Origin of the sequence: Dyella japonica DSM 16301, from assembly GCF_001010355.1 — a bacterium.
In the GTDB taxonomy this organism is placed as follows: Bacteria; Pseudomonadota; Gammaproteobacteria; order Xanthomonadales; family Rhodanobacteraceae; genus Dyella; species Dyella japonica.
Genome location: NZ_JPLA01000030.1, coordinates 187,586 through 206,758, shown reverse-complemented (window position 1 = coordinate 206,758; position 19,173 = coordinate 187,586). Strand labels below are relative to the sequence as shown.

The following is a 19,173-nucleotide window of genomic DNA, read 5'->3' as shown; positions in this document are numbered from 1 at the left end:
CCGCTTTAAGTCCTCAGCGATTCGGGCGCGTTGCGCAGCGCTTTGAGGTACCCCTGTGTACCCTCGGAGGTTGTCCCCTGACGGCCTGCCTCAAGCGTTCGGGCTTATCCCAGCACAATGCTGCGGGCGTTATCAGGCCATTCTCTTTGGGTTACTTTTCTCTTGGGCCAGCAAGAGAAAAGTGACTCGAGCGGCGGCAGCCGATCGAAACGCCCGCCGCGTAGGCGGCCAGATCGCGGTAACGCGACAACCGAGCGCAAAGTCACTGGATGACCAGCCATCCGGCTGTTGAAAAGCGCCTCCTGCTTTCGCAGGAATGACGAGCAAAAGAGCCGCCCGCGTCGGGGCGACGACCAAAAAAGCCACCCCCTCCCGCGCAACCCCAAACAAGAAAGGGCCGCCAAGCGGCCCCCTCCAGCACCCTCTTACTTCGCCTTCCCCTTCGGCGTCACCGTCAACGCCAACGCCTCAACATACGTGACGACCATCATGTCGCCTACCTTGAGCTTGCTCATCTGCGCCTGACGCTCCGGATCCTTTACTTCGATCGTGCGGCTCTTGCCGTCGGGGCCGGCCACGGTGATGGTGTGATGCTTGAGGTCCACGGCGGTCAGTCGGCTCGTCACCGTGACGGTCTGGCTGGCCTTGGCGCCCGGTTCGCTGCCCTTGGGTGCGGATGACTGACCTGCCGAGTAGTCCACGCCCGGTTGTGCGCTGTCGGCCGGCATCACCTGCAAGGCCACGGCTGCCTGATAGTGCGCCGTCACCTGGTCGCCGGCCTTCACTTTGTCGAGGTTCTGCACATCGGGGCCAGCCTGCACCGTGACTTCCTTGCCCTTGGGGCCCTTCAGAGTGACCAGGCGTTTTTCCTGATCCACCGAGACGACGGTTGCGGTGATCGTCTTGTCCTCGCGGCCCAGCTCATGCACGGTGGAATTGACCGCCGATTCGTTGGCCGCCTGCTGTGCCGACGCGAACATCGGCGCCGAGATCGCCATCGCCGCGACCAGCAGGCATGCCGTGGAATGCTGGAATGTCTTCATGATGTTGACTCCTTTGGGTGTCGATCGCCGGACGGCGAGTGCTGCGTGAGTGGGTCGATGCGCTGCCTGGGCCAAGCATTGGTGGAGGGCTCGCCCGCCGTCTGCGTGACGGGGTTTCGCGCAGGTCGGACGGGCGTCCCCTCGCCCGATCATGTTCGGTCAGGACGCAGCGGCTCACGAGCGTAAAACCACCCAAGAGTGCTACGTACTTTTACGGCTCGTGCAAATGCGCTGGAGGCGTGACAGCGTCGCGCGCCGAGCGCAAGCTTGTCCGCACGCCTCATGGCGCGCCCTCGCGATCACCTCATACTTGTTTGCGGAGTCATCTCTCATGTCCGTCGCGGAACCGCTCGACACCGTCCTGATCACCGGCGCCTCCACCGGCATTGGCGCCACGTATGCCGATCGTTTCGCCCAGCGCGGCCATCCGCTCGTGCTGGTGGCGCGCAATGCAGGGCGCCTGGAAGAACTCGCCGCGCGGCTTTCCCGTGAATATCACGTGAAAGTGGACGTGTTGGTGGCCGACCTCACTTCGCACGCCGACCTCGGCAAGGTCGAACAGCGCCTGCGCGAGGACGAGGCCATCGGCATCCTGGTCAACAACGCAGGCCGCAGCGGCGGATCGGTGCTGGCGCAGACGCCGCCCGATGTCGTGCAGGCCATGATCGAGCTCAATGTCACCGCGCCCTCGCGACTGGTGGCCGCCCTGCTGCCGCGACTGCTGACGCGTGGCCGCGGCAGCATCATCAATATCGCGTCGGCGCTGGCCATTGCGCCGGAGTTGTTCGGTGGCGCCTATGCGGCCAGCAAGAGCTATGTACTGACCTACACCATCGCGCTGCACAAGCAGGTGGCCGAACACGGCATCCGCGTGCAATGCGTGTTGCCCGGCGTGACGCGCACGGAGATCTGGAGCCAGGCCGGTGGCCTGGACGCCATTCCCGCGCACATGATCATGGAAGTGGACGAGATGGTCGACGCCGCGCTATCGGGCTATGACCAGGGCGAACTGGTGACGATACCCTCGCTGCCGGATATCGAGGAGTGGAACCGCTACGACGAGGCGCGCCGGCGCATGGCGCCGGAGCTGTCGCGCGACGTGGCTGCCGATCGCTACAAGAGCGATATTCCCGAAGACGCCTGAACTGAGAACACCGGCTACGCCATTGCACGCGCGCGGGCTTATAGTGTGGTCGACCGTACCGCGTGTTGGTGCGGTCCACGCGGGCCTTCACCCGCATGCCTTGCGTAGAGTCATGGGAGAACGACCATGCGATATACGTTACTGGCAGACAGCAGGGACGGCATGCTACTGCTTGCCCGTCTTTTGCTCATGGTTCTGTTTGTTATCTTCGGATGGAACAAGATCGAGAGCTTTTCCGCGACCGTCGCCTATATGGGCTCCGTTGGCGTTCCCATGCCAGCGGCCACGGCCGGCATCGCGGTGATCATGGAGTTCGTGGTGGGCCTGGCCATCGTGGTGGGCTTCTATACGCGGCCACTGGCCCTGCTGTTGGGCTTTTATACCTTGGCTGCCGCGGTGATCGGCCACCAGTTCTGGCATATGGTCGATCCCGAACGCATCGGCACGATGATCAATTTCTACAAGAACGTGAGCATCGCCGGTGGATTGCTGTTGCTGGTCATTGCCGGCCCCGGGAAGTACTCGCTGGACAAGCGATAACGCGGGCAACGTCTCTATCGACCCTGGCGCGACGGTGCGCGCCAGGATGCAGCTGGGCCCGGTCAATGGAACACGGGCGTGCTGTCGCCGCCCAGACTCTGCAGCAGTTCGTGCGCTTCGCGCGAACGCGGAGCCACCGCCACCAGCCGCTCGGCGTACTCGCGGGCCTTGTCCGCGTGGCCTGCATCGCGCTCCGCACCGGCCAGCGCAAACAGCAGCGATGCATCGTAGGGTGAGGTGCGCAGGCTCGCTTCCCACAGCGTGCGCGCCTGCTCGCCCCTGCCTTCGGAATTCAAGGCCACGCCATAGACGTAGGCGAAGCGGGCATTGTCCGGTTCGGCGCGGTGGGCGCGCTCGAGCCATGTCATGGCCTCCTTCGTCTCGTTCTGCCGGATCAGCGACAAGCCCTTCGCATGCAGGAGGTTCGCGTTGCCGGGAACGGCGCGCAGCCCCTCATCGATGACGCCTTCGGCCTGCGCCTCGTGGCCACTGTTGCGATACATGTCGGCGAGGTTGATGTAGGCCGGCACAAAATCCGCCTGCAGCTTGAGCGCCTGGCGAAACGCCTGTTCCGCGGCCGCCGTGTCGCCGCGTTCAACGTAAACCACGCCGAGGTTGTAATGCGATTCGGGACGGTCGGCGATCGCCGCCTGCGCCTGCTGGTAGGTGGCAAAGGCGCGATCGCGTGCGCCGCGCTGGGCGACATCGAGCTGGTCATCGGGCACGCCGGCCAGCACGCGGCCCGCCTTCACGCGCACCGCGAGCACCGCATCGTCGGCGAGCGGCGCGGCCAGTGGTCCGCGCACCTGGGTGGGGAAGGCCAGCAAGGCATCGAGGGCGGCGGCGCGCAGCAGCGGATCGGTATCCGCCAGCGCGGTCTGGATGGTGGGCAAGGCATCGGGACTGGCGTAACGGTGGAGCTCGTTGACTGCGGTGGCGCGCGCGATCGCCGGCGAGCCGGCATCGGCGGCCAGCGTGGTCAGCAGGGCTGACGCACCCGGCTTGCCGCGACGCGCGGCATCCAAGGCCTCCACGAAATGCTGATAGCCCTTGCGCTCGGGACCATGCGCCTTGGCGATCGCGTCGGCGGCCCACTGCGCACCCTTGTCGGCGTGGCAGTTGGCGCAGGCATTGGGCACGCCGTATTGCACGCTCAGATCCGGACGCGGCACGCGGATCGAATGATCCGGACGTGCATTGATCACCATGTAGTTCTTCGATGGCATATGGCAGGCCACGCACTGCGAACCGGCGCTGCCTTCCTTGTGCATGTGGTGCGCCGCGGTGTCGTAGACCGCCGGGGTATGGCAGCTCTCGCACAAGGCATTGCCTTGCGCACGCGTCTTGCCGGTGTGCGGATCGTGGCAGTCGCTGCAGGTCACGCCCTTGGCGTACATGCGGCTCTGCAGGAAGGAGGCGTAGATATACACCTCATCCAGTTGCTGACCATCTGCGTGGTAGCGGCCTTCGGCCAGCAGCACGGGATCGTGCGTATCCATCAGCCGGCCGGTGGGTGCGGTGTCCTTGGCGATGATGCTGCGGCGCGAATGGCAGACCGCGCAGGTTTCCACTTCGCGATGCGTCGCCAGCGGCGCGCTGCGCGCCGGGTTGCCGCTGACAGGATTGGGAATCCAGTGCACGCCTTTGCGCTCGTCCAGCGCGATCGTGAGGCCCATCGATGGATCGGCATGCTGTGCCGCCTGCCCCGCCTTCGACCAATCGACATGGCGCGAGCCGGGGCCGTGGCAGGCTTCGCAGGCTACGTTGAGCTCGTTCCAGCTGGATTTGAAGGTATTGCTTGCCAGGTCGAAGTTGCGCTGCACGTTGGTGGAATGGCAGTCCGCGCACATGTAGTTCCAGTTCTGATTCAGGCGCGTCCAGTGCAGCGTGTCGTGCGCGTCGATGTGCTCGCCCGGATACAGGTTGAACCAGCGCTGGCCGCCTTCGGCTGCCGGACGCGCATCCCACGACGCACGCAGCGCCTGCAGGCGGCCATCGGGAAACTCGACCAGATACTGCTGCAGCGGATAGACGCCGAAGGTGTACTTCACCTCGAACTCGGTGGGCTTGCCGTCGGGCCCATCGGTCTTGACCACATGAGCGTTGCCGCGCCTGGAGAAACTGGCGACGGCCCCGTCTTGCTTCAGCGCGCCTTCGAAATGGCCTTCGATGGTTTGATCATTGGCCACCTGCATGGCCAGCGCGTGATGCGACGACTGCCAGGCCTGCGCTTCTTTCGCATGGCATGACGCACAGGCCTGCGCGCCCACATAGTGGGCCGGCGGCAACGCGGCAGCAGGTGGCGTGGGTGCGGTAGCCACGGATGCCACGGGCGTGGTCGCCACCCCCGGCGACGGCACGCGCAGCCACCAGATGCCCAGCACCACCAGCACCAGCACGGCCACGCCGAGTGGAAGCCACCAGAGCCCGCGACGCTCCTGTGTCGATACGGGCGCGCTTGCAGGTGCGGCGGGACGCGCGGATGCACCCTTACCAGAGCGCTTGCCGTGGCTCTTCCTGGAACGCCCCATGCCCTCTCCCCAAGCCTGTACGAGTGTATGCGCCGCTTCCCGTGGCGCTGTGTTTCAACAGCCGCGCGGGCATGGTAGCGGGTGTGTGCGATGACGCCGTGAATGCGCGGCACGCTTCACGCGGCGGGATTGAGCGGCGGCAAGGCCGGCGGTTGTCGCCAGCGCCAGCGGCTGCGCTTCCATTGGCTCCTGGCGTCGGCCAGTCCATCGACCAGCGCCTTGGCGGACCACGAGCTGCCGTTGGCGCCATACAGGGAATCCTGCAGCGCGTTCCACTGATCGCTCAGCGCGGCATCGCCGTAGCGCGCCATCCAGCCGCCGATACTGTCGGGTGCGCCATCGTCCGCGACCCGGCGCACCCATGCGTCGATGGTTTGCGCAAGCGCGGCAGCTGATGTCTCGCTGTGTCGACGGCGAACAGCACGGAAGGCGACGGCTTCGCGATGGCGCCACCGATATCGCCAATCCATCCAGCGCCGCCATTGCCGCGTGCACCAGGCGCGGAAATACCAGGCAAGCCCCGCCAGTACGGCCAGCATCACCAGCGCCAGCCCCGCATCGCTGGAGAACCAGCCGAGCAGACGTGGCATGAAGCCGCGCTGCGGCAACGCAAATCGCGGCTTGTTCGGGGCTCCCCACCAGGCATGGAAATGCACGGCGGGCACGCTGCTCTCGCGCCATTGGCGCGTGCGAATGTCCATCCAGCGCACGCTGATCGGCGGCAAGGTGTAGCGGCCTCGGTGGTCGATCACGTAGCTGGCGGTGTCCACGCGCGTGCCCCCGACGAAGCCGCCGTGGTTGTCCACCGCATCGCGCACCACCGGCGAGGCCGGATACAAGGTCAGGCCGTCCACCGGCGCGAAGCGGCTGGGCGGCAACATCATCGCCGGCGCACCTTCGGCGGCTATCTCGATGCGGCGGGTCAGCGTGTCGCCGACATGCAACCCGCCGTCGTCCGGCGTGATGGTCTGGGTGATCTTCAGCGAGCGGGCGATCAGCGCTTCGGTGACGCCCTGCGGCAGCACCAGGGCCTGCACCTGCAGGGACAGCGGCTGCGTCTGCACCGTGACCGGTGTGTGTTGCGCGCCGAGATGGGCGGTGATCTCGAACGAGGGTATCGCCATCGTGCCCGACATCAGCGGCGTGATCAGATAGGTGCGTGAGACACCCGACCAGGTCTGTCCGTCCACCGTCTCGACCAGGTGTCCCGGCGTCTCCGCCGACAACGACAGATAGGCGCCGTCGACGTGCAGCTCCGGCAACACCGGTGCGTCGATGAAGAAATCGGAGGTCAGCACGTCCACCACGATGCGGGCCGTTTCTCCCTGCATCAGCGTACCGGCCGGCTCCTGGTGCGCGCGCACCCGCATAGGCGGCGCCGTTGGTGCCGCTGGCTCGTCGGCATGGGCGATGACCACGCCCAGACACAGCAGGCATGCCATCAACCATTTCATGGTGGCGTTCCCCCTGCGCTGCTCGCTGGCGCGGGCGCCGGCTGGCCGTCTTCGACGCTGAACTTGGTGCGCAGGAAATCGGCGGGCGACACGCTCAGGTTGCGCATCCACACATCGGCGGGCAGTTGCGTGGGACGCTTGCCCATCACCTGCATCTGGCCTTTGCCCTTGGCGCCTTCCTTGTCCTGCTTGACCTGGTCGGGCCGGCTTTCATCGTCCTGGTCTTCAGCCGGCACGCTCTCGCGCTGCTTCATCAGCGTGACCATCAGGCGCAGGTTGGCCTCCGCTTCGGGGAAGGGATGACGCATGCGCAGCGCCTCGTCGTAGGCTTCCTTGGCTTCCTCGTACTCGAACTGGTGGGCGTAGCTGTTGCCGGTCATGAACTTCGCGTCCGCACCCGGCAGGGTTTCGAAGATCTTGCGCGCGTCATCCCAGCGGCCGTGCTGGTACAAGGCCCAGCCCTTCCAGGTGGGATCCTGGAAGCGCTGTGCCGCCTTTTCGAAATCGCGATGCTCGTAGTACCAGCGGCCCTGCTGGTCGGGAGTGAAGAACCAGTCGGCCACCTGCCAGTCCGCCGCCATCGCCGAGGTCGGATGCATCGCGAGCCCGGCAAAACCGAGCACGAACACCCAGCGCACCATCCAGCCGCGCCGGAACCAGAACAGCGCGATAAGCACCAGGGGATAGCACAGGAAGTAGCCGTACTCCTTCCAGTGCACCGACGAGTTGTCCTTGACGATCTGCAGGTGATGCACGGCCTCGCGCTGCACCCATTGCATGTCCTCGTTGCCGGAGGTGACGCTGGCCAGCGGGATATGCGCCTGGGTGGAGAGTCGCTGCAGCGCCGCGTCGTCCAGCTTGGCGTTGACGGGTGCGCCATCCGAACCCGTCTGGATCTGGCCATTGGCGCCGCGCAACGGGCCGCCCTCGGTGGTGCCCACGGCCAGCATCAATACCTGTTGTCGCGAATGTTGCCGATGTGACACGAACGCCGGGATCTGCGCATCGTCGAAGCCGCTGGTGAAGAAGACGATGGTGCCCGGATCGCTCTCCGCGTTGAGCAGCTTGTCGGCCAGGGTGAGCGCCGAGCCTGCGTTGAGTCCCTTGCCGGCGGGCAGCAGGTCGGTGCTCAACGCCGCGAGGAACATTTCCATCAGCGCCGCATCGTCCGTCGGCGGCAGCACCATGTGGGCCGAACTGGTGTAGACGATGAGGCCGGTGCGGCCGCCCACGCGCAAGGCCATCAGGTCGCGCACTTTCTGCTTGGCGCGTTCCAGCCGCGTGGGCGACACATCCATCGCGTTCATCGCCGCCGAAAGATCCATCGCCACGACGAGCGGCGCGCGATCCTCCGCGAACGGTGGCGATTCCAGTTCCCAGGTGGGGCCGGCACAGGCGATGCTGCCGAGCACGAGCACGGCGCAAACCAGATGTATGGGCCGCGGCCGCCAGCGTTCGCTGTCGCCCACCACCAGATGCGCCAGCAGATGCGGCGCAATCATGCCCTTCCAGCGCTGCAGCGGATCGTTGCGGCGGCCCCACCACCACAGCAGCAGCGGTCCCACCGGCAGCAACAGCAGCCATAGCGGTCGGATGAAATGGAAGCCTTGTTCCATCTCAGCTCTCCGACCCGCCGGGCGCCAGCTGCGACAGCGCGCGACGACGTGCCAGCGGCGCCAGCACGCCCAGCATCAGCAGGTGATAGGCGATCATCAACAGCAGGGCCGCACCCAGCGGCACGTAGTAGAGCTTGAGCTTGGGCCGATAGACCGAATGCTTCACCTTGCTCGGTGTCACGCGGTCCAGCAGCGCGTAGATGTCGGCCAGCTGCTCGCGGTTTTCGCCACGGAAACTGCGCCCGCCCGTGGCGCTGGCGATACGCTGGAGTGCTTCCAGATCCACGCGGTTTTCGCCTTTCGCGGCGGGATCGCCGATGCCGATGGTATGGATCACGATATGGCCGGCCTTGGCGATCTCGGCGGCCTTGTCCGCGGGAATGCGGCCCGCCGTATCGTTGCCGTCCGTCAGCAGGATCAGTACGCGCTCGCGCTGCTGGGAGTGCTCGGTCATCTTCACCGCCACGCCGATGGCATCGCCGATAGCCGTCTGTTCGCCCGCCATGCCCACGCGAAGTTCATCGAGCAGTTCGCGCACAGCCACGTGATCGAGCGACAGCGGCGCCTGCGGAAACGCGTTGGTGCCGAACACGATCAGGCCGATGCGATCGGTGGTGCGATGGGCGATGAAATCGTCGACCACACCCTTCACTGCGCTCAAGCGATCGATGCGCTGCCCTTGCGGATCCACAAAATCGGGTGTCGCCATCGAGCCTGACAAGTCGATCGCCAACAGCAGGTCGCGTGCCGATTCGGTGCGTTCGATCGGCGGTTCCAGATGCTGCGGTCCGGCCAGGGCCAGCACCACCAGCACCCAGCACAACGGTGCCAGCACGCGACGCAGCCAATTGCCACGCAAGACCACGGCGCCGCGCGCAGGCGTCTGCCCGGTGGCCTTGGTCAGTTCGTCGAAGAACGGCACGCGCACGGCGCGCGTGCGTTCGCCGTACGGCGGCAACAGCCACCACACCAGCAGCGGCAGCGGCAACACCAGCAGCAGCCAGGGATGCTCAAGCTGCCACATGGTCGTCGATCCAGTGATGCAGCAGTGCTATCAGGGCATGGAGTTCGTCTTTGCTGATCTGACCCGGCCCGTAAGCCAGTGCGTCGAGCTGGCGTCCGGGGCCTTGCACGAAACCACCTTGCGGATAGGTGCGATCGAGATAACGCAGCCACGCTTCGCCGCTGAGCGGCGCCACCTCCTGCCGTGGCGCCCACGACAGCACCGTGCGCTTGACCAGCGCGGGGAGCGCCGCCAGCGCCTCCTCGCGCGTGGCCGCATTGCTGGCCGCACGCTCGATGGCATCCAGTTCGGCCTGCGCTTCGCGCCGATAGCGATTGCGCCGCCACCTGCGCCAACGAAGGAACGCATACACCAGTACGCCAAACACGATCAGTCCGCCGACCACCCACCATCCGGCCGTCTGCGGTGCGTAGGACACCGGCGGCGGCGCGGGGATGTCCTTGAGATCGGCAATCGAGGCCATCGGCTTGTCGGGAAGCAGCAGCACGGCCTACCTCCCACGCCAGGCGAAGTGGCCAAGCATGTGCGCCACCTGCAGCAGCGTCGGCTGTTCGGTATCGATGGCCAGCATGGGCACGCCGCAGCGCTGCACCAGTTCCACGGTTTCCTGCAGGCGCTGGTCGAACATGGTGCTCAGCGGCTCGCGAACCGTCTTGCGATCAAAATCCAGCTCCACCTGCAACTCGCCCTCGGTGACGACGATCTTGCCCCGGTCCGGCAGCGATCGAGCGGATGGATCGAACACCAGGGCCGCCACCACATCGTTGTGCGTGGCCAGTTCGCGGATCAGCTGCAGGGTCTGTTCGTCCGCCCCCAGGAAATCGCTGACGATGAAGACCAGGTAATCGTGCGTCGCCAGGTGCAGCGCTGCCCGCAAGGCGGCATCCAGTTGCCCGGGATTGATGCGCACCGGATCGTCCGCACGCAACGCCTGGTTGCTGCGCGCCAGCGCGCCGAGCACCGCGAGCACGCGCGAGCGGCTGCGATGGGCGCGGATGCTCTGGATATGGTTGTCGTCGAACACCACCGCGCCGGCACGGTCGCCGGCCTGGAACGACATCCACGCACCCAGCGCGGCCAGCTCCGCCGCGACCACCGACTTCATCGCACGACGCGTGCCGTAGAACATCGAAATGCGCTGGTCGACCACGAACAGCGCGGGGCGGTCGCGCTCTTCCGTATACGAACGCACCAGCGCGTGACCGACGCGTGAGGAAGCCTTCCAGTCCAGATGACGAAGATCATCACCCGGCACGTAGGCGCGGATCTCTTCGAAATTCAAGCCACGTCCGCGCAGGCGCGAGGCGTGACGGCCCGCAAGGATGCTGTGGTGCGGTCGATGCGGTGTGGCGCGCAGGCGGCGCGCATCGTATTCCATCCGCGCCAGGTACGCCGGCGTGACATAGACCGTACCGACGTCTTGGTCCGCCACGTCAGCCATCGCTCAAACCTCCCGCTCAGGCCGGCACGGCCACCAGCTCCAGAATCTTGTCGATCACCTGATCGGCATGGATGCCTTCGGCGCTGGCGTCGTAGGAAAGGATCAGGCGATGGCGCAATACCGGATGCACCATCGCGCGCACGTCGTCCGGCGTGACATGGTCGCGACCTTCCAGCCACGCATGCACGCGTGAGGTGCGTTCCAGCGCAATGCCGCCGCGCGGGCTGGAGCCGACCTGGATCCAGGTGGCCAGCGTCTTGTCGTAGTTGGCCGGATGCCGCGTGGCATCGACCAGGGCCATGATGTACTGCTCGATCGCCGGCGCCACATGCATGCCATGGATCTCGCCGCGCGCTTCGAACACGCTGGCGGGTGCAATACGCGTGGCCTGCTCCGCACCCGAGCCCTGGGACGCACCCACTTCTTCGCTGCGCACCAGCTCGAGCACGCTGACTTCGCTGTCCTTGTCCGGGTAGTCCACCAGCACTTTCATCAGGAAGCGGTCGAGCTGGGCTTCGGGAAGCGGATACGTCCCTTCCTGCTCGATCGGGTTTTGCGTGGCCATTACGATGAACAGGTCGGGCATCTTGTGCGTGGTGCCGGCGACGGTAATCTGTCGCTCTTCCATCGCCTCAAGCAGGGCGGCCTGCACCTTGGCGGGCGCACGATTGATCTCATCCGCAAGAATCACGTTGCCGAAGATCGGTCCCGGCTGGAACTGGAATACGTTCTGGCCGTCCTTCTGGTGCAGCACTTCCGTGCCCGTGATGTCCGATGGAAGCAGGTCTGGCGTGAACTGGATGCGGCGCATCTCGGTGTCGAGGTTCCTGGCCATGCTTTTCACGGCACGCGTCTTGGCCAGGCCGGGCAGGCTTTCGAGCAGCAGATGGCCATTGGCCAACAGGCCCACGATCATCTGACGGATCAGTTCGCGCTGTCCGATGATGGAAGTTTCCATCTGCGCCTGCAGCGTCGCCACGGCCTCTTTCGCATTCATGTCCACTCGCTCTCCGTCGCTGGCCGCATCACGGTCCGCCGCCCGCGATCCAGCGGTAGTAGGGATTTTGACCGTCCGCGTGCATCACCAGGCCGAGTGCTTCGGACCATTGGTCGCGATCGCCCTGGTATGCCGCCAACCCTGACGCGTAGAAGGTGAACAGTACGTCGCGCTCGTGATGCATCGCATCGATGAGCTGCGGATCAGCTCCGTGCAGCGGTGGCTCGGTGCGCAACGTCGCCAGTTCCGGCAGTACGCGCACAATCTCATTACGCCGCAGCCACGAGCCATATTCGATGCTCGGCCAATCGTCGGTCACTGCGGGCGTGTTACCGGCGTAGCGCTCGAGGCCCGCCCGACCGGTGACCCACGTCGCCAGCAGCGCAGCAGGCGTAGCCACACCGACCTCGCCGAGTGCCCGTGTCACGGACGGTTGGTTGAAGCGCTGCGCGATGCGTGCCGCGTCCAGCTCGATCGGCTCGTTGGACCCGACCAACAACATCTCATGCAGCTCGGTGGTCCACAGCGTGGCGTGCGGGAAGGCATCGAGGAAGGCACGCACCATGGCGCGCGAATCCTCATCGTTCTGCGTGGCGATGGGCCACCATTGCGCGAGGATGCCGCCGGGCGCGAGGCGCCGCGATGCCAGCTGGTAGAAATCGCGCGAATACAGGTTCACCACGCCCGCAGCCGAAGGCGGCGGCGGTTCCAGCGTGATCACGTCGTAGGTCTGCGGGCTGACCAACAGCTCGCGGCGTCCGTCGCGCAGACGGATATCGAGACCCGGATCGCTGCCCGCCCGGTAGTTGCCCTTGAACTGCGCCGATGCATTCACCACGGCAGGCAGCAGTTCGGCGCACACGCGCGTGGTCAGCCCCGGATACTGCGACAGCGCACCGGCCGTGATGCCCGTGCCGAAACCGATCACCAAGGCCGAATGCGGCTCGCCGCGATGGATGAGCAACGGCAGCAAGGCCTGCAGCCGCATATAACGCTGCGAAGGCAGGGTATCGCCGGAATTGGATACACCCTGGATATAGAGCCGATGGAAACGGTTGTCGCCCTGCCCCTGCGCCAGCACGGCGACCGTGCCGCCGCGGCTTTCCTGGTAGTAGGTCAGTTCGCCGCCACGCGCCTGCGATAACAAGGTCGCCAGCTTCTGCGGCGGCGTCAGCATGGCGACCGCCACGGTACAGACGCCCACGGCGACCACGATCCAGCGCGACCGTTCGCGCGAAGCCGAACCCGCAAAGACCGCGGTCACGCCGACCACCGCCGCCGCGAGGGCAAGCAAAGCGAGCGAGCGCACCAGTCCAAACGTCGGCACCAGCACGAAGCCCGTCAAGGCAGTACCCGCAATGCCGCCCAGTGTATTGACCGCCACCGCGAAACCCACGCCGCGGCCGCTGTGTCCGGGTTGCGCACAGAGGCGCAGCACCGCGGGAAATGCCGCGCCAAGCAACAGCGTCGGCAACAACACCACCACGATGGCGGCGACGGCGAAGCGCGCGCACATCGTGGCGAGGCGACTGCCGGTGAGGCTCGTCAGCAGATCGGCTGCCTGACTCTGCAACGCCGGCATCCAAGCGCCCAGCACGCTGACCTGCAGCAAGGCCACCAGGCCTGCGAGCGCGATCAGTATGCCGAAGGCGAACCAGCCGTTGCGCACCCGATCGGCGAAGCGCGCGTGGATGGCGCTGCCCAGCATCAAGCCGAGCAGATAGACGGCCAGCATCATGGCAAACGCAAAAGCGCGCGTCGTCATGAACTGCACCACGGTCTGCGACCAGATCACTTCGTAGCCCAGCGCGATGCCGCCGGCGATGGCATAGAGCGTCAGCGCGAGGCGCGCGCCGCGAGGGGACGCTACCGGCCTTTCCTTGTTGTCCGGCGGCACGGAGGCATAACGACGATCCAGCATCCACGCCACAGCCGCAGCCAGCGCATTGACAGCGGCCGCTGCCAACGCGGTGCCCTGCACGCCGAGGGCGGGAAGCAACACAAACGGCGCGGCCAGCACGCCGGCAATCGCTCCCGCCGTATTCGCCGCGTAAAGGCGCCCGCCCGTGCCCGCCACGCTGTCGCTGGCGCTGGCACGCACCAGCACAGGCAGCGTGCCTCCCATCGCCACCGCGGGTGCGCCCACCAGCACGAAGGGAAGCAGCCACGCGAGCCAACCGACTCGTTGCTCCAGCTGCGCGAAGAGCTCGGCACTGTGCGGCAACAGCAAGGTCGCCCCAACGCCGAGCACACCGACCGCCACTTCAAGCCATGCGTATAGACGCAAGGGATGGGAGAGCCCATCGGCGGTACGTCCCCACCACGCACCGCCGATGGCCAGTCCCGCGAAGAACGCGCTCACGGCAATGGTGACGGCATAGACCTCCACGCCCACCACCAGCGAGAGCTGCTTGATCCACAACAGTTGATACACCAAGGACGCGGCGCCCGAGCCGAACAACAGCAGGGCCGACCAGCGTGCGGTGGCGGCGTTGACGGGCAACGCCACAAAGGCATGTTTTCCAACGCGTGGCGGCTTCATGGCGGGCATGGATCTCGCGCGGGATGGATTGTCTTTTGAGTATAGGGACCCAGCGCGCTGCGTAGAGCTACTTAAGTAATCGCGGGCAGATACGCCTTGCGCACCGCCCTGTCGAAGACCAGGCCATCCAAAACGCAGACTGCCCGCACGGATGCGGGCAGCCTGCCTTTGGCTTGCGAGTAGTGGCACGAAGGCCGCCCTTCGCCAGTCCTTACTTGCCCTGCTTCTGCAGCTCCATCTTCAGCTGTTCGACCGCCTTGTCGATGGTGAAGGAGTCAGGCGACTGGCTCGGCGGATAGTCCTTGAACGTCGCCAGGAACCGGGCCGCGCGCAGGTTGGCTTCGATGGCAACGTACGCGTTCTCCGTCTCCCAACGGTAATAGCCGGTGGTAGGACCGATGTCAGCGCGCTCGTACGGATCCATGCGCAGGTTGTACAGCTTGGGCAGACGCAGACAGGTGAACGGTTCCATCCAGATCTGCAAACCGCCTGGCGCGCGCTGTTCGCAGAACACGGCCTTCCACGCGTCGGGCGTGACCGCGCCCGGTGCCATGGGATCCCAGCGCACGGCGACCAGTTGCGCATCGTCGTCGAAATAGAAGAACTCATCGCGTGGTCGGGTGTTGGTCTGACCGGTCAGATACGGCAGGAAGTTGTAGCCATCCAGATGCACCTTGAACGACTTTCCGCCGATGCTCAGGCCCTTGGCCAGCTTGCTCACGATGTCGGTCTCACCGGTTGCCGCCACCAGGGTCGGGAACCAGTCCAGCCCAGACATCAGCGCATTGCTTACCGTATTGGGACGGATATGCCCCGGCCAACGGATCATCGCAGGCACGCGGAAGGCGCCTTCCCAATTCGAATCCTTCTCGCTGCGGAACGGTGTGTTGGCGGCGTCCGGCCAGGTGAAGAAGTTCGGGCCGTTGTCGGTGGTGAAGATAACGATGGTGTTCTTGGTGATGCCCGCGTCATCGAGTGTCTTGAGCAACTTGCCGACGTTCTGGTCCATCTCCCACATGCCATCGGCGTATTCATGGCCCTTGCCCAGGCCTGCCTTGCCGATGTACTCCGGACGCACATGGGTAAAGATGTGCATGCGCGTGAAGTTCATCCAGACGAAGAACGGCTGCTTGGCCTGCGCCTGCTTCTGGATATAGCCGATCGCCGCACCCGTCGTTTCGTCGTCAATGGTTTCCATGCGCTTGACGTTGAGCGGACCGGTGTCCTGGATCTTGCCATCCGAGAAGGTGTGCATCACACCGCGCGGGTTGTAGACCTTGAGGAAGGCCGGGTCATTCGACGGCCAGTAGGGACGCTCCGGCTCTTCTTCGGCATTGAGGTGGTACAGATTGCCGAAATATTCGTCGAAACCATGCTTGGTCGGCAGGAATTCATCGCGGTCGCCCAGATGGTTCTTGCCGAACTGTGCCGTGGCATAGCCCTGGCCCTTCAGCGCCTGGGCGATGGTGACATCGCGATCCTGCAAACCGGCCTTGGCGCCGGGCATGCCCACCTTGGACAGACCCGTACGCAACACGGTCTGGCCGGTGATGAAGGTCGAACGACCAGCCGTGCAGCTGTTCTCGGCGTAGTAGTCGGTGAAGATCATGCCCTCGCGGGCGATGCGGTCGATGTTGGGCGTGCGATAGCCCACCAGGCCCATCGAATACGCACTGATGTTCGACTGACCCACGTCGTCGCCGAAGATCACGAGGATATTGGGCTTGCCGTTGTCCGACTGGCCCTGCTGCTGGTCCTGTGCCGGCGGCTGTGCCTTTGCCGTGGGCGGTTGAATGGTCACGGCGGCCACGACGAGCAATGCCGTCGCGACCACCGTGGTGATTGATGTCAACAATCTGCTGCGCTGCCACGGGCGAAACATGGGAACCTCCTCATGTGCTTCACGACTGCGCAAGGCAGCCAACGGTGACCACATCGTTCATGCCGCAACGGCGTCCAATGCCCAACGCCGTCTCTTGCGCTACTGCTTTTCAGCGGGGTAGATGACTTTCCAATCCTTCTTCATGTCCACCACGGTCCAGTCCTTGGCCGTGGCCTCATCCAGTGCCTTGTCGAGCTTGCCGATCTTCGACTGGCGGTCGTACGACCACTCGCGCGCCGCGTCGGTGTGATGGACCAGGCCGGCGAAACGCGCGCCATCGCCCGACGTCGTCCACTCGAGCATTTGCTGGTCGCCGTCGGAGTTGCCGAAGGCGAAGATGGGTTTCACGCCGAGCGATCGCTGGATGCCGACGGGCTTACCCGGGCCGTCATCGATCAGCGCCACCTTGGGCAGCTTGATCAGCACCGGCTTGCCGTTCTGCAGCTCGTACTTCAGCTCACCCTGGCTGCCGACAATCTGTTCGGGTGGAATGCCGTACACCGCAGGCACCCAGGCGCGCATGAAGTCCTGCCCGCCGCCGGACACGATGTAGGTCTTGAAGCCGTTGTCGCGCAGGTAGTGCAACAGCTCGAGCATGGGCTGGTACACCATCTCGGTGAACACCCGGTGCGACTTTGGATGTTGCGCGGTGGACACCCACTGGTTCACGTTGCGCGCGAACTCATCGGTGGTCATGCCCGAATGCGTGGCGGCCACCAGCTCGAGCACGCCCTTCTCACCCGACGCCGCCAGACCCTTCATGTCGCCGGCAAGCGCGGATTTGAACGGCTCAGTGGTTTTCCATTCCGGGTGCTGGGGCGACAGGGCCTTGAGCTGATCCAGCGCAAAGAAGAATTCAAAATAGGCCGGCTGCTCCGCCCACAAGGTGCCATCGTTGTCGAACACGGCGATGCGTTTGGCCGGATCGACGAAATCGGGCGAGCCGCTGGTGGTGACTTTCTTGACGAAGCTCTCGATCTGCTGCTTGGTCGCGCCGTCGTTCCATGAAGGCAATGGGTCCTGCGCAGCCATGCAGACCTGGCTCCACGCCAGGGCACCGAGCAGGCACAGCACGGCCCAGCCGCAGGCGAACATTCTGCGCGCCGGCGCTCCGCCAGAGCGGGCTGAATCGTGCATTCCCAGTACTCCCGACATGGTCGATCCTTCGCTGCATCAGGCGGCCGCCGTGCAAGCTGACCGCTGATATCCGTGATGCGCGCGGCCCAGGCCTGGAGCACCCAGTGCACAGGCAACGTGCCAGCTATCACGGTCGCGAATTTGGCGGGGTCTGACAATCCGAGAGACTACGTACAAGGTCTACGTAAATTTACTCGGCACATGCCTTGCGACGCATCGCGCGGGACTTCCCGTCGTCGGGGCGCGGGACGCAAGAATTTGATCGCCTGTTCGCGACAGACCTCGACAATCGGGCCCTGTCCTGCGCTGGCTTGATGCGGGCGTCTGCCTGGTACCTCGTGCGAGCCGCAGGCCCTTACGGCTGAGGCTCGAGGTCCGTCAACTTCCAGGCTTTGTCGAAGAACGCTTTCTCCGGCCCATAGAAGCGGAACAGCAGTTCGAACGGACGCGCGGGATCAGTGGGCACCCAATTGGCCTCCTTTCCATTGGGCGCCTTCGCACCGAAATAGATATCCACCGAACCATCCGCATTCGTCTGCAGGCCCGGGGTATTCGAGCCGCGGCTTGCCCAGCGCATGTTGCGGATCAAGGCGTGCGTCTCGCCGTCGTACGCTGTCACCGACCAATAAAGCCTGACGGGCACCTTGGGCGGCACATGCAGGCGATAGTTTTTACCACCGTCCATGCGCTTGCCCTGCGCGTCCTTGATCGTGAGCAGATAGAACTGCCCGGTACCCAGGTGCTTGGTACTGAAATACGCCATGGAGTAAATCACGGCGCGACCATCGATCGGGTAGCTGTCGGGGTTGCTGAAGGTGGTCATCATGCCTGCCAGCGTTTCCTGCGCGGCGGGCAGCGCCCAATGCGTGTTGTCGAAGAACGGCGGCACGAACACCTGCTCATAGCCCAGGTCGATCGCCGCTTTGGCCTCCAGCGCAGCAGCGTCCAAGGCCTGCCTGGTCTCGGCGGAAGGATTGAACGGCTTGCCCTTCTCGATACCCAACGACTTGAGCATGTCGATCATCGCCTTGTCGCGCGTGGCCCAGGGCTCGGCCTGCACGAAACGATTCAATGCCTCGAAGAATCGACTGTCGTAAGGGATGGTGGCATCGAACGGTTTGTCATACACATCCACGAACTTGGTGTCGGGGCCGCCGCTCTTGTTGGCTGCCGACAACGGATAGAACTTGACGCGCTTGCCGTACGCGACGGCCTTGTCGATATCGGCGTCGCTGCCGCTCTTGAGGTTGGAGCGCAGGATCGCAAAACCGCGATACGTGTCCGACGCCATCGGGATATAGCCCGCCGGCACCTTGTCCTTGTAGCCCGGGGGAAGGATCAGATACTTGCCGCCCTTGCCCTTGTCCACGCCGGCCGGGCCGACATCTTCCAGCGCATTTTGCCAACTGTCGTCCACGCTGCCGGTAATGGAAGCGCCTTCCTCGGCCGGCGGAATTTCCATCACCACGGGGCCGATCCTGGTGTCGTAGAACGGCATGAAGTAGATGGTGTCGGGGTTGGGTGTGAGCGTCTGGTCCTTCCAGTTGACCGGCCGCGACCAATAGGCGACCTGGTTCATGCCGCCCTGCAGCTGCTCGAACGCGTCCTGCATCAACTGATAGTTGACCGCCGGCATGCCCCAGATCACCGCTTCGGTAGCGCGGCGGGCAACCGTGCGTTGCTGGATGTCCTTGGGGCTTGGCGCTTGCGCGGCGGCGTCTGCGCTCCATGCCGCCACGGGAGCAAGCGCCAAGGTGGAGGACATCGCGATCGACAGTAGCAACGCTTTCATGGCCTGGATCCTCGTCATCCAACGAGCTGC

At 65.0% G+C, this 19,173-nt stretch carries 14 protein-coding genes; 2 read left to right on the top strand and 12 right to left on the bottom strand.

What is annotated here, in order from left to right:
- Nucleotides 1-425: 425 nt before the first annotated feature.
- Nucleotides 426-1,043 (bottom strand): hypothetical protein, encoded by a 618-nt coding sequence (locus tag Y882_RS12665; protein ID WP_052949978.1) that lies wholly within the window; start codon nt 1,041-1,043, stop codon nt 426-428.
- A gap of 331 nt (nt 1,044-1,374) precedes the next feature.
- Between Y882_RS12665 and Y882_RS12660 the strand changes: the two genes are divergently transcribed.
- Nucleotides 1,375-2,187, top strand: coding sequence for an SDR family NAD(P)-dependent oxidoreductase (locus Y882_RS12660; RefSeq protein WP_046972273.1), 813 nt, complete (start codon nt 1,375-1,377; stop codon nt 2,185-2,187).
- Nucleotides 2,188-2,313: 126 nt separating this feature from the next.
- Nucleotides 2,314-2,727 carry a DoxX family protein gene (locus Y882_RS12655; RefSeq protein WP_046972272.1) on the top strand — a complete coding sequence of 138 codons (414 nt, stop codon included), beginning with the start codon at nt 2,314-2,316 and terminating at the stop codon, nt 2,725-2,727.
- Between the two features lie 62 nt (nt 2,728-2,789).
- On the opposite strand, the gene Y882_RS12650 is transcribed toward Y882_RS12655, so the two are convergent.
- From Y882_RS12650 to Y882_RS12600, 11 genes are all read right to left on the bottom strand, one after another.
- The gene (locus Y882_RS12650; RefSeq protein ID WP_046972271.1) at nt 2,790-5,258 is read right to left on the bottom strand and encodes a tetratricopeptide repeat protein; all 2,469 of its coding nucleotides are present in this window, start codon (nt 5,256-5,258) and stop codon (nt 2,790-2,792) included.
- A gap of 116 nt (nt 5,259-5,374) precedes the next feature.
- Complete coding sequence (locus Y882_RS12645; protein ID WP_082121099.1) at nt 5,375-6,712, bottom strand: BatD family protein; 1,338 nt, start codon at nt 6,710-6,712, stop codon at nt 5,375-5,377.
- The gene (locus Y882_RS12640) at nt 6,709-8,328 is read right to left on the bottom strand and encodes a VWA domain-containing protein (RefSeq protein ID WP_046972269.1); all 1,620 of its coding nucleotides are present in this window, start codon (nt 8,326-8,328) and stop codon (nt 6,709-6,711) included. Before Y882_RS12640 ends, Y882_RS12645 begins: the two co-directional genes overlap by 4 nt.
- Before the next feature lies 1 nt (nt 8,329).
- Nucleotides 8,330-9,352: a vWA domain-containing protein gene (locus Y882_RS12635; protein WP_046972268.1), complete on the bottom strand. Its 1,023-nt coding sequence runs from the start codon at nt 9,350-9,352 to the stop codon at nt 8,330-8,332.
- On the bottom strand, nt 9,339-9,839 hold the full coding sequence (locus Y882_RS12630) for a DUF4381 domain-containing protein (protein WP_052949974.1): 501 nt from the start codon (nt 9,837-9,839) through the stop codon (nt 9,339-9,341). Before Y882_RS12630 ends, Y882_RS12635 begins: the two co-directional genes overlap by 14 nt.
- A gap of 3 nt (nt 9,840-9,842) precedes the next feature.
- On the bottom strand, nt 9,843-10,793 hold the full coding sequence (locus tag Y882_RS12625) for a DUF58 domain-containing protein (protein ID WP_046972267.1): 951 nt from the start codon (nt 10,791-10,793) through the stop codon (nt 9,843-9,845).
- A gap of 16 nt (nt 10,794-10,809) precedes the next feature.
- The gene (locus Y882_RS12620; protein ID WP_046972266.1) at nt 10,810-11,790 is read right to left on the bottom strand and encodes an AAA family ATPase; all 981 of its coding nucleotides are present in this window, start codon (nt 11,788-11,790) and stop codon (nt 10,810-10,812) included.
- Between the two features lie 28 nt (nt 11,791-11,818).
- The gene (locus Y882_RS12615) at nt 11,819-14,341 is read right to left on the bottom strand and encodes a fused MFS/spermidine synthase (RefSeq protein WP_169748745.1); all 2,523 of its coding nucleotides are present in this window, start codon (nt 14,339-14,341) and stop codon (nt 11,819-11,821) included.
- A 202-nt stretch (nt 14,342-14,543) separates the two neighbouring features.
- A complete protein-coding gene (locus tag Y882_RS12610) occupies nt 14,544-16,214 on the bottom strand; it encodes an arylsulfatase (protein ID WP_052949972.1) in 1,671 nt (556 codons plus the stop codon).
- Nucleotides 16,215-16,313: 99 nt separating this feature from the next.
- Nucleotides 16,314-17,351 carry an HAD family hydrolase gene (locus Y882_RS12605; protein WP_244466338.1) on the bottom strand — a complete coding sequence of 346 codons (1,038 nt, stop codon included), beginning with the start codon at nt 17,349-17,351 and terminating at the stop codon, nt 16,314-16,316.
- Nucleotides 17,352-17,706: 355 nt separating this feature from the next.
- Nucleotides 17,707-19,143 carry a DUF1254 domain-containing protein gene (locus Y882_RS12600; protein WP_052949967.1) on the bottom strand — a complete coding sequence of 479 codons (1,437 nt, stop codon included), beginning with the start codon at nt 19,141-19,143 and terminating at the stop codon, nt 17,707-17,709.
- Nucleotides 19,144-19,173 lie beyond the last annotated feature (30 nt).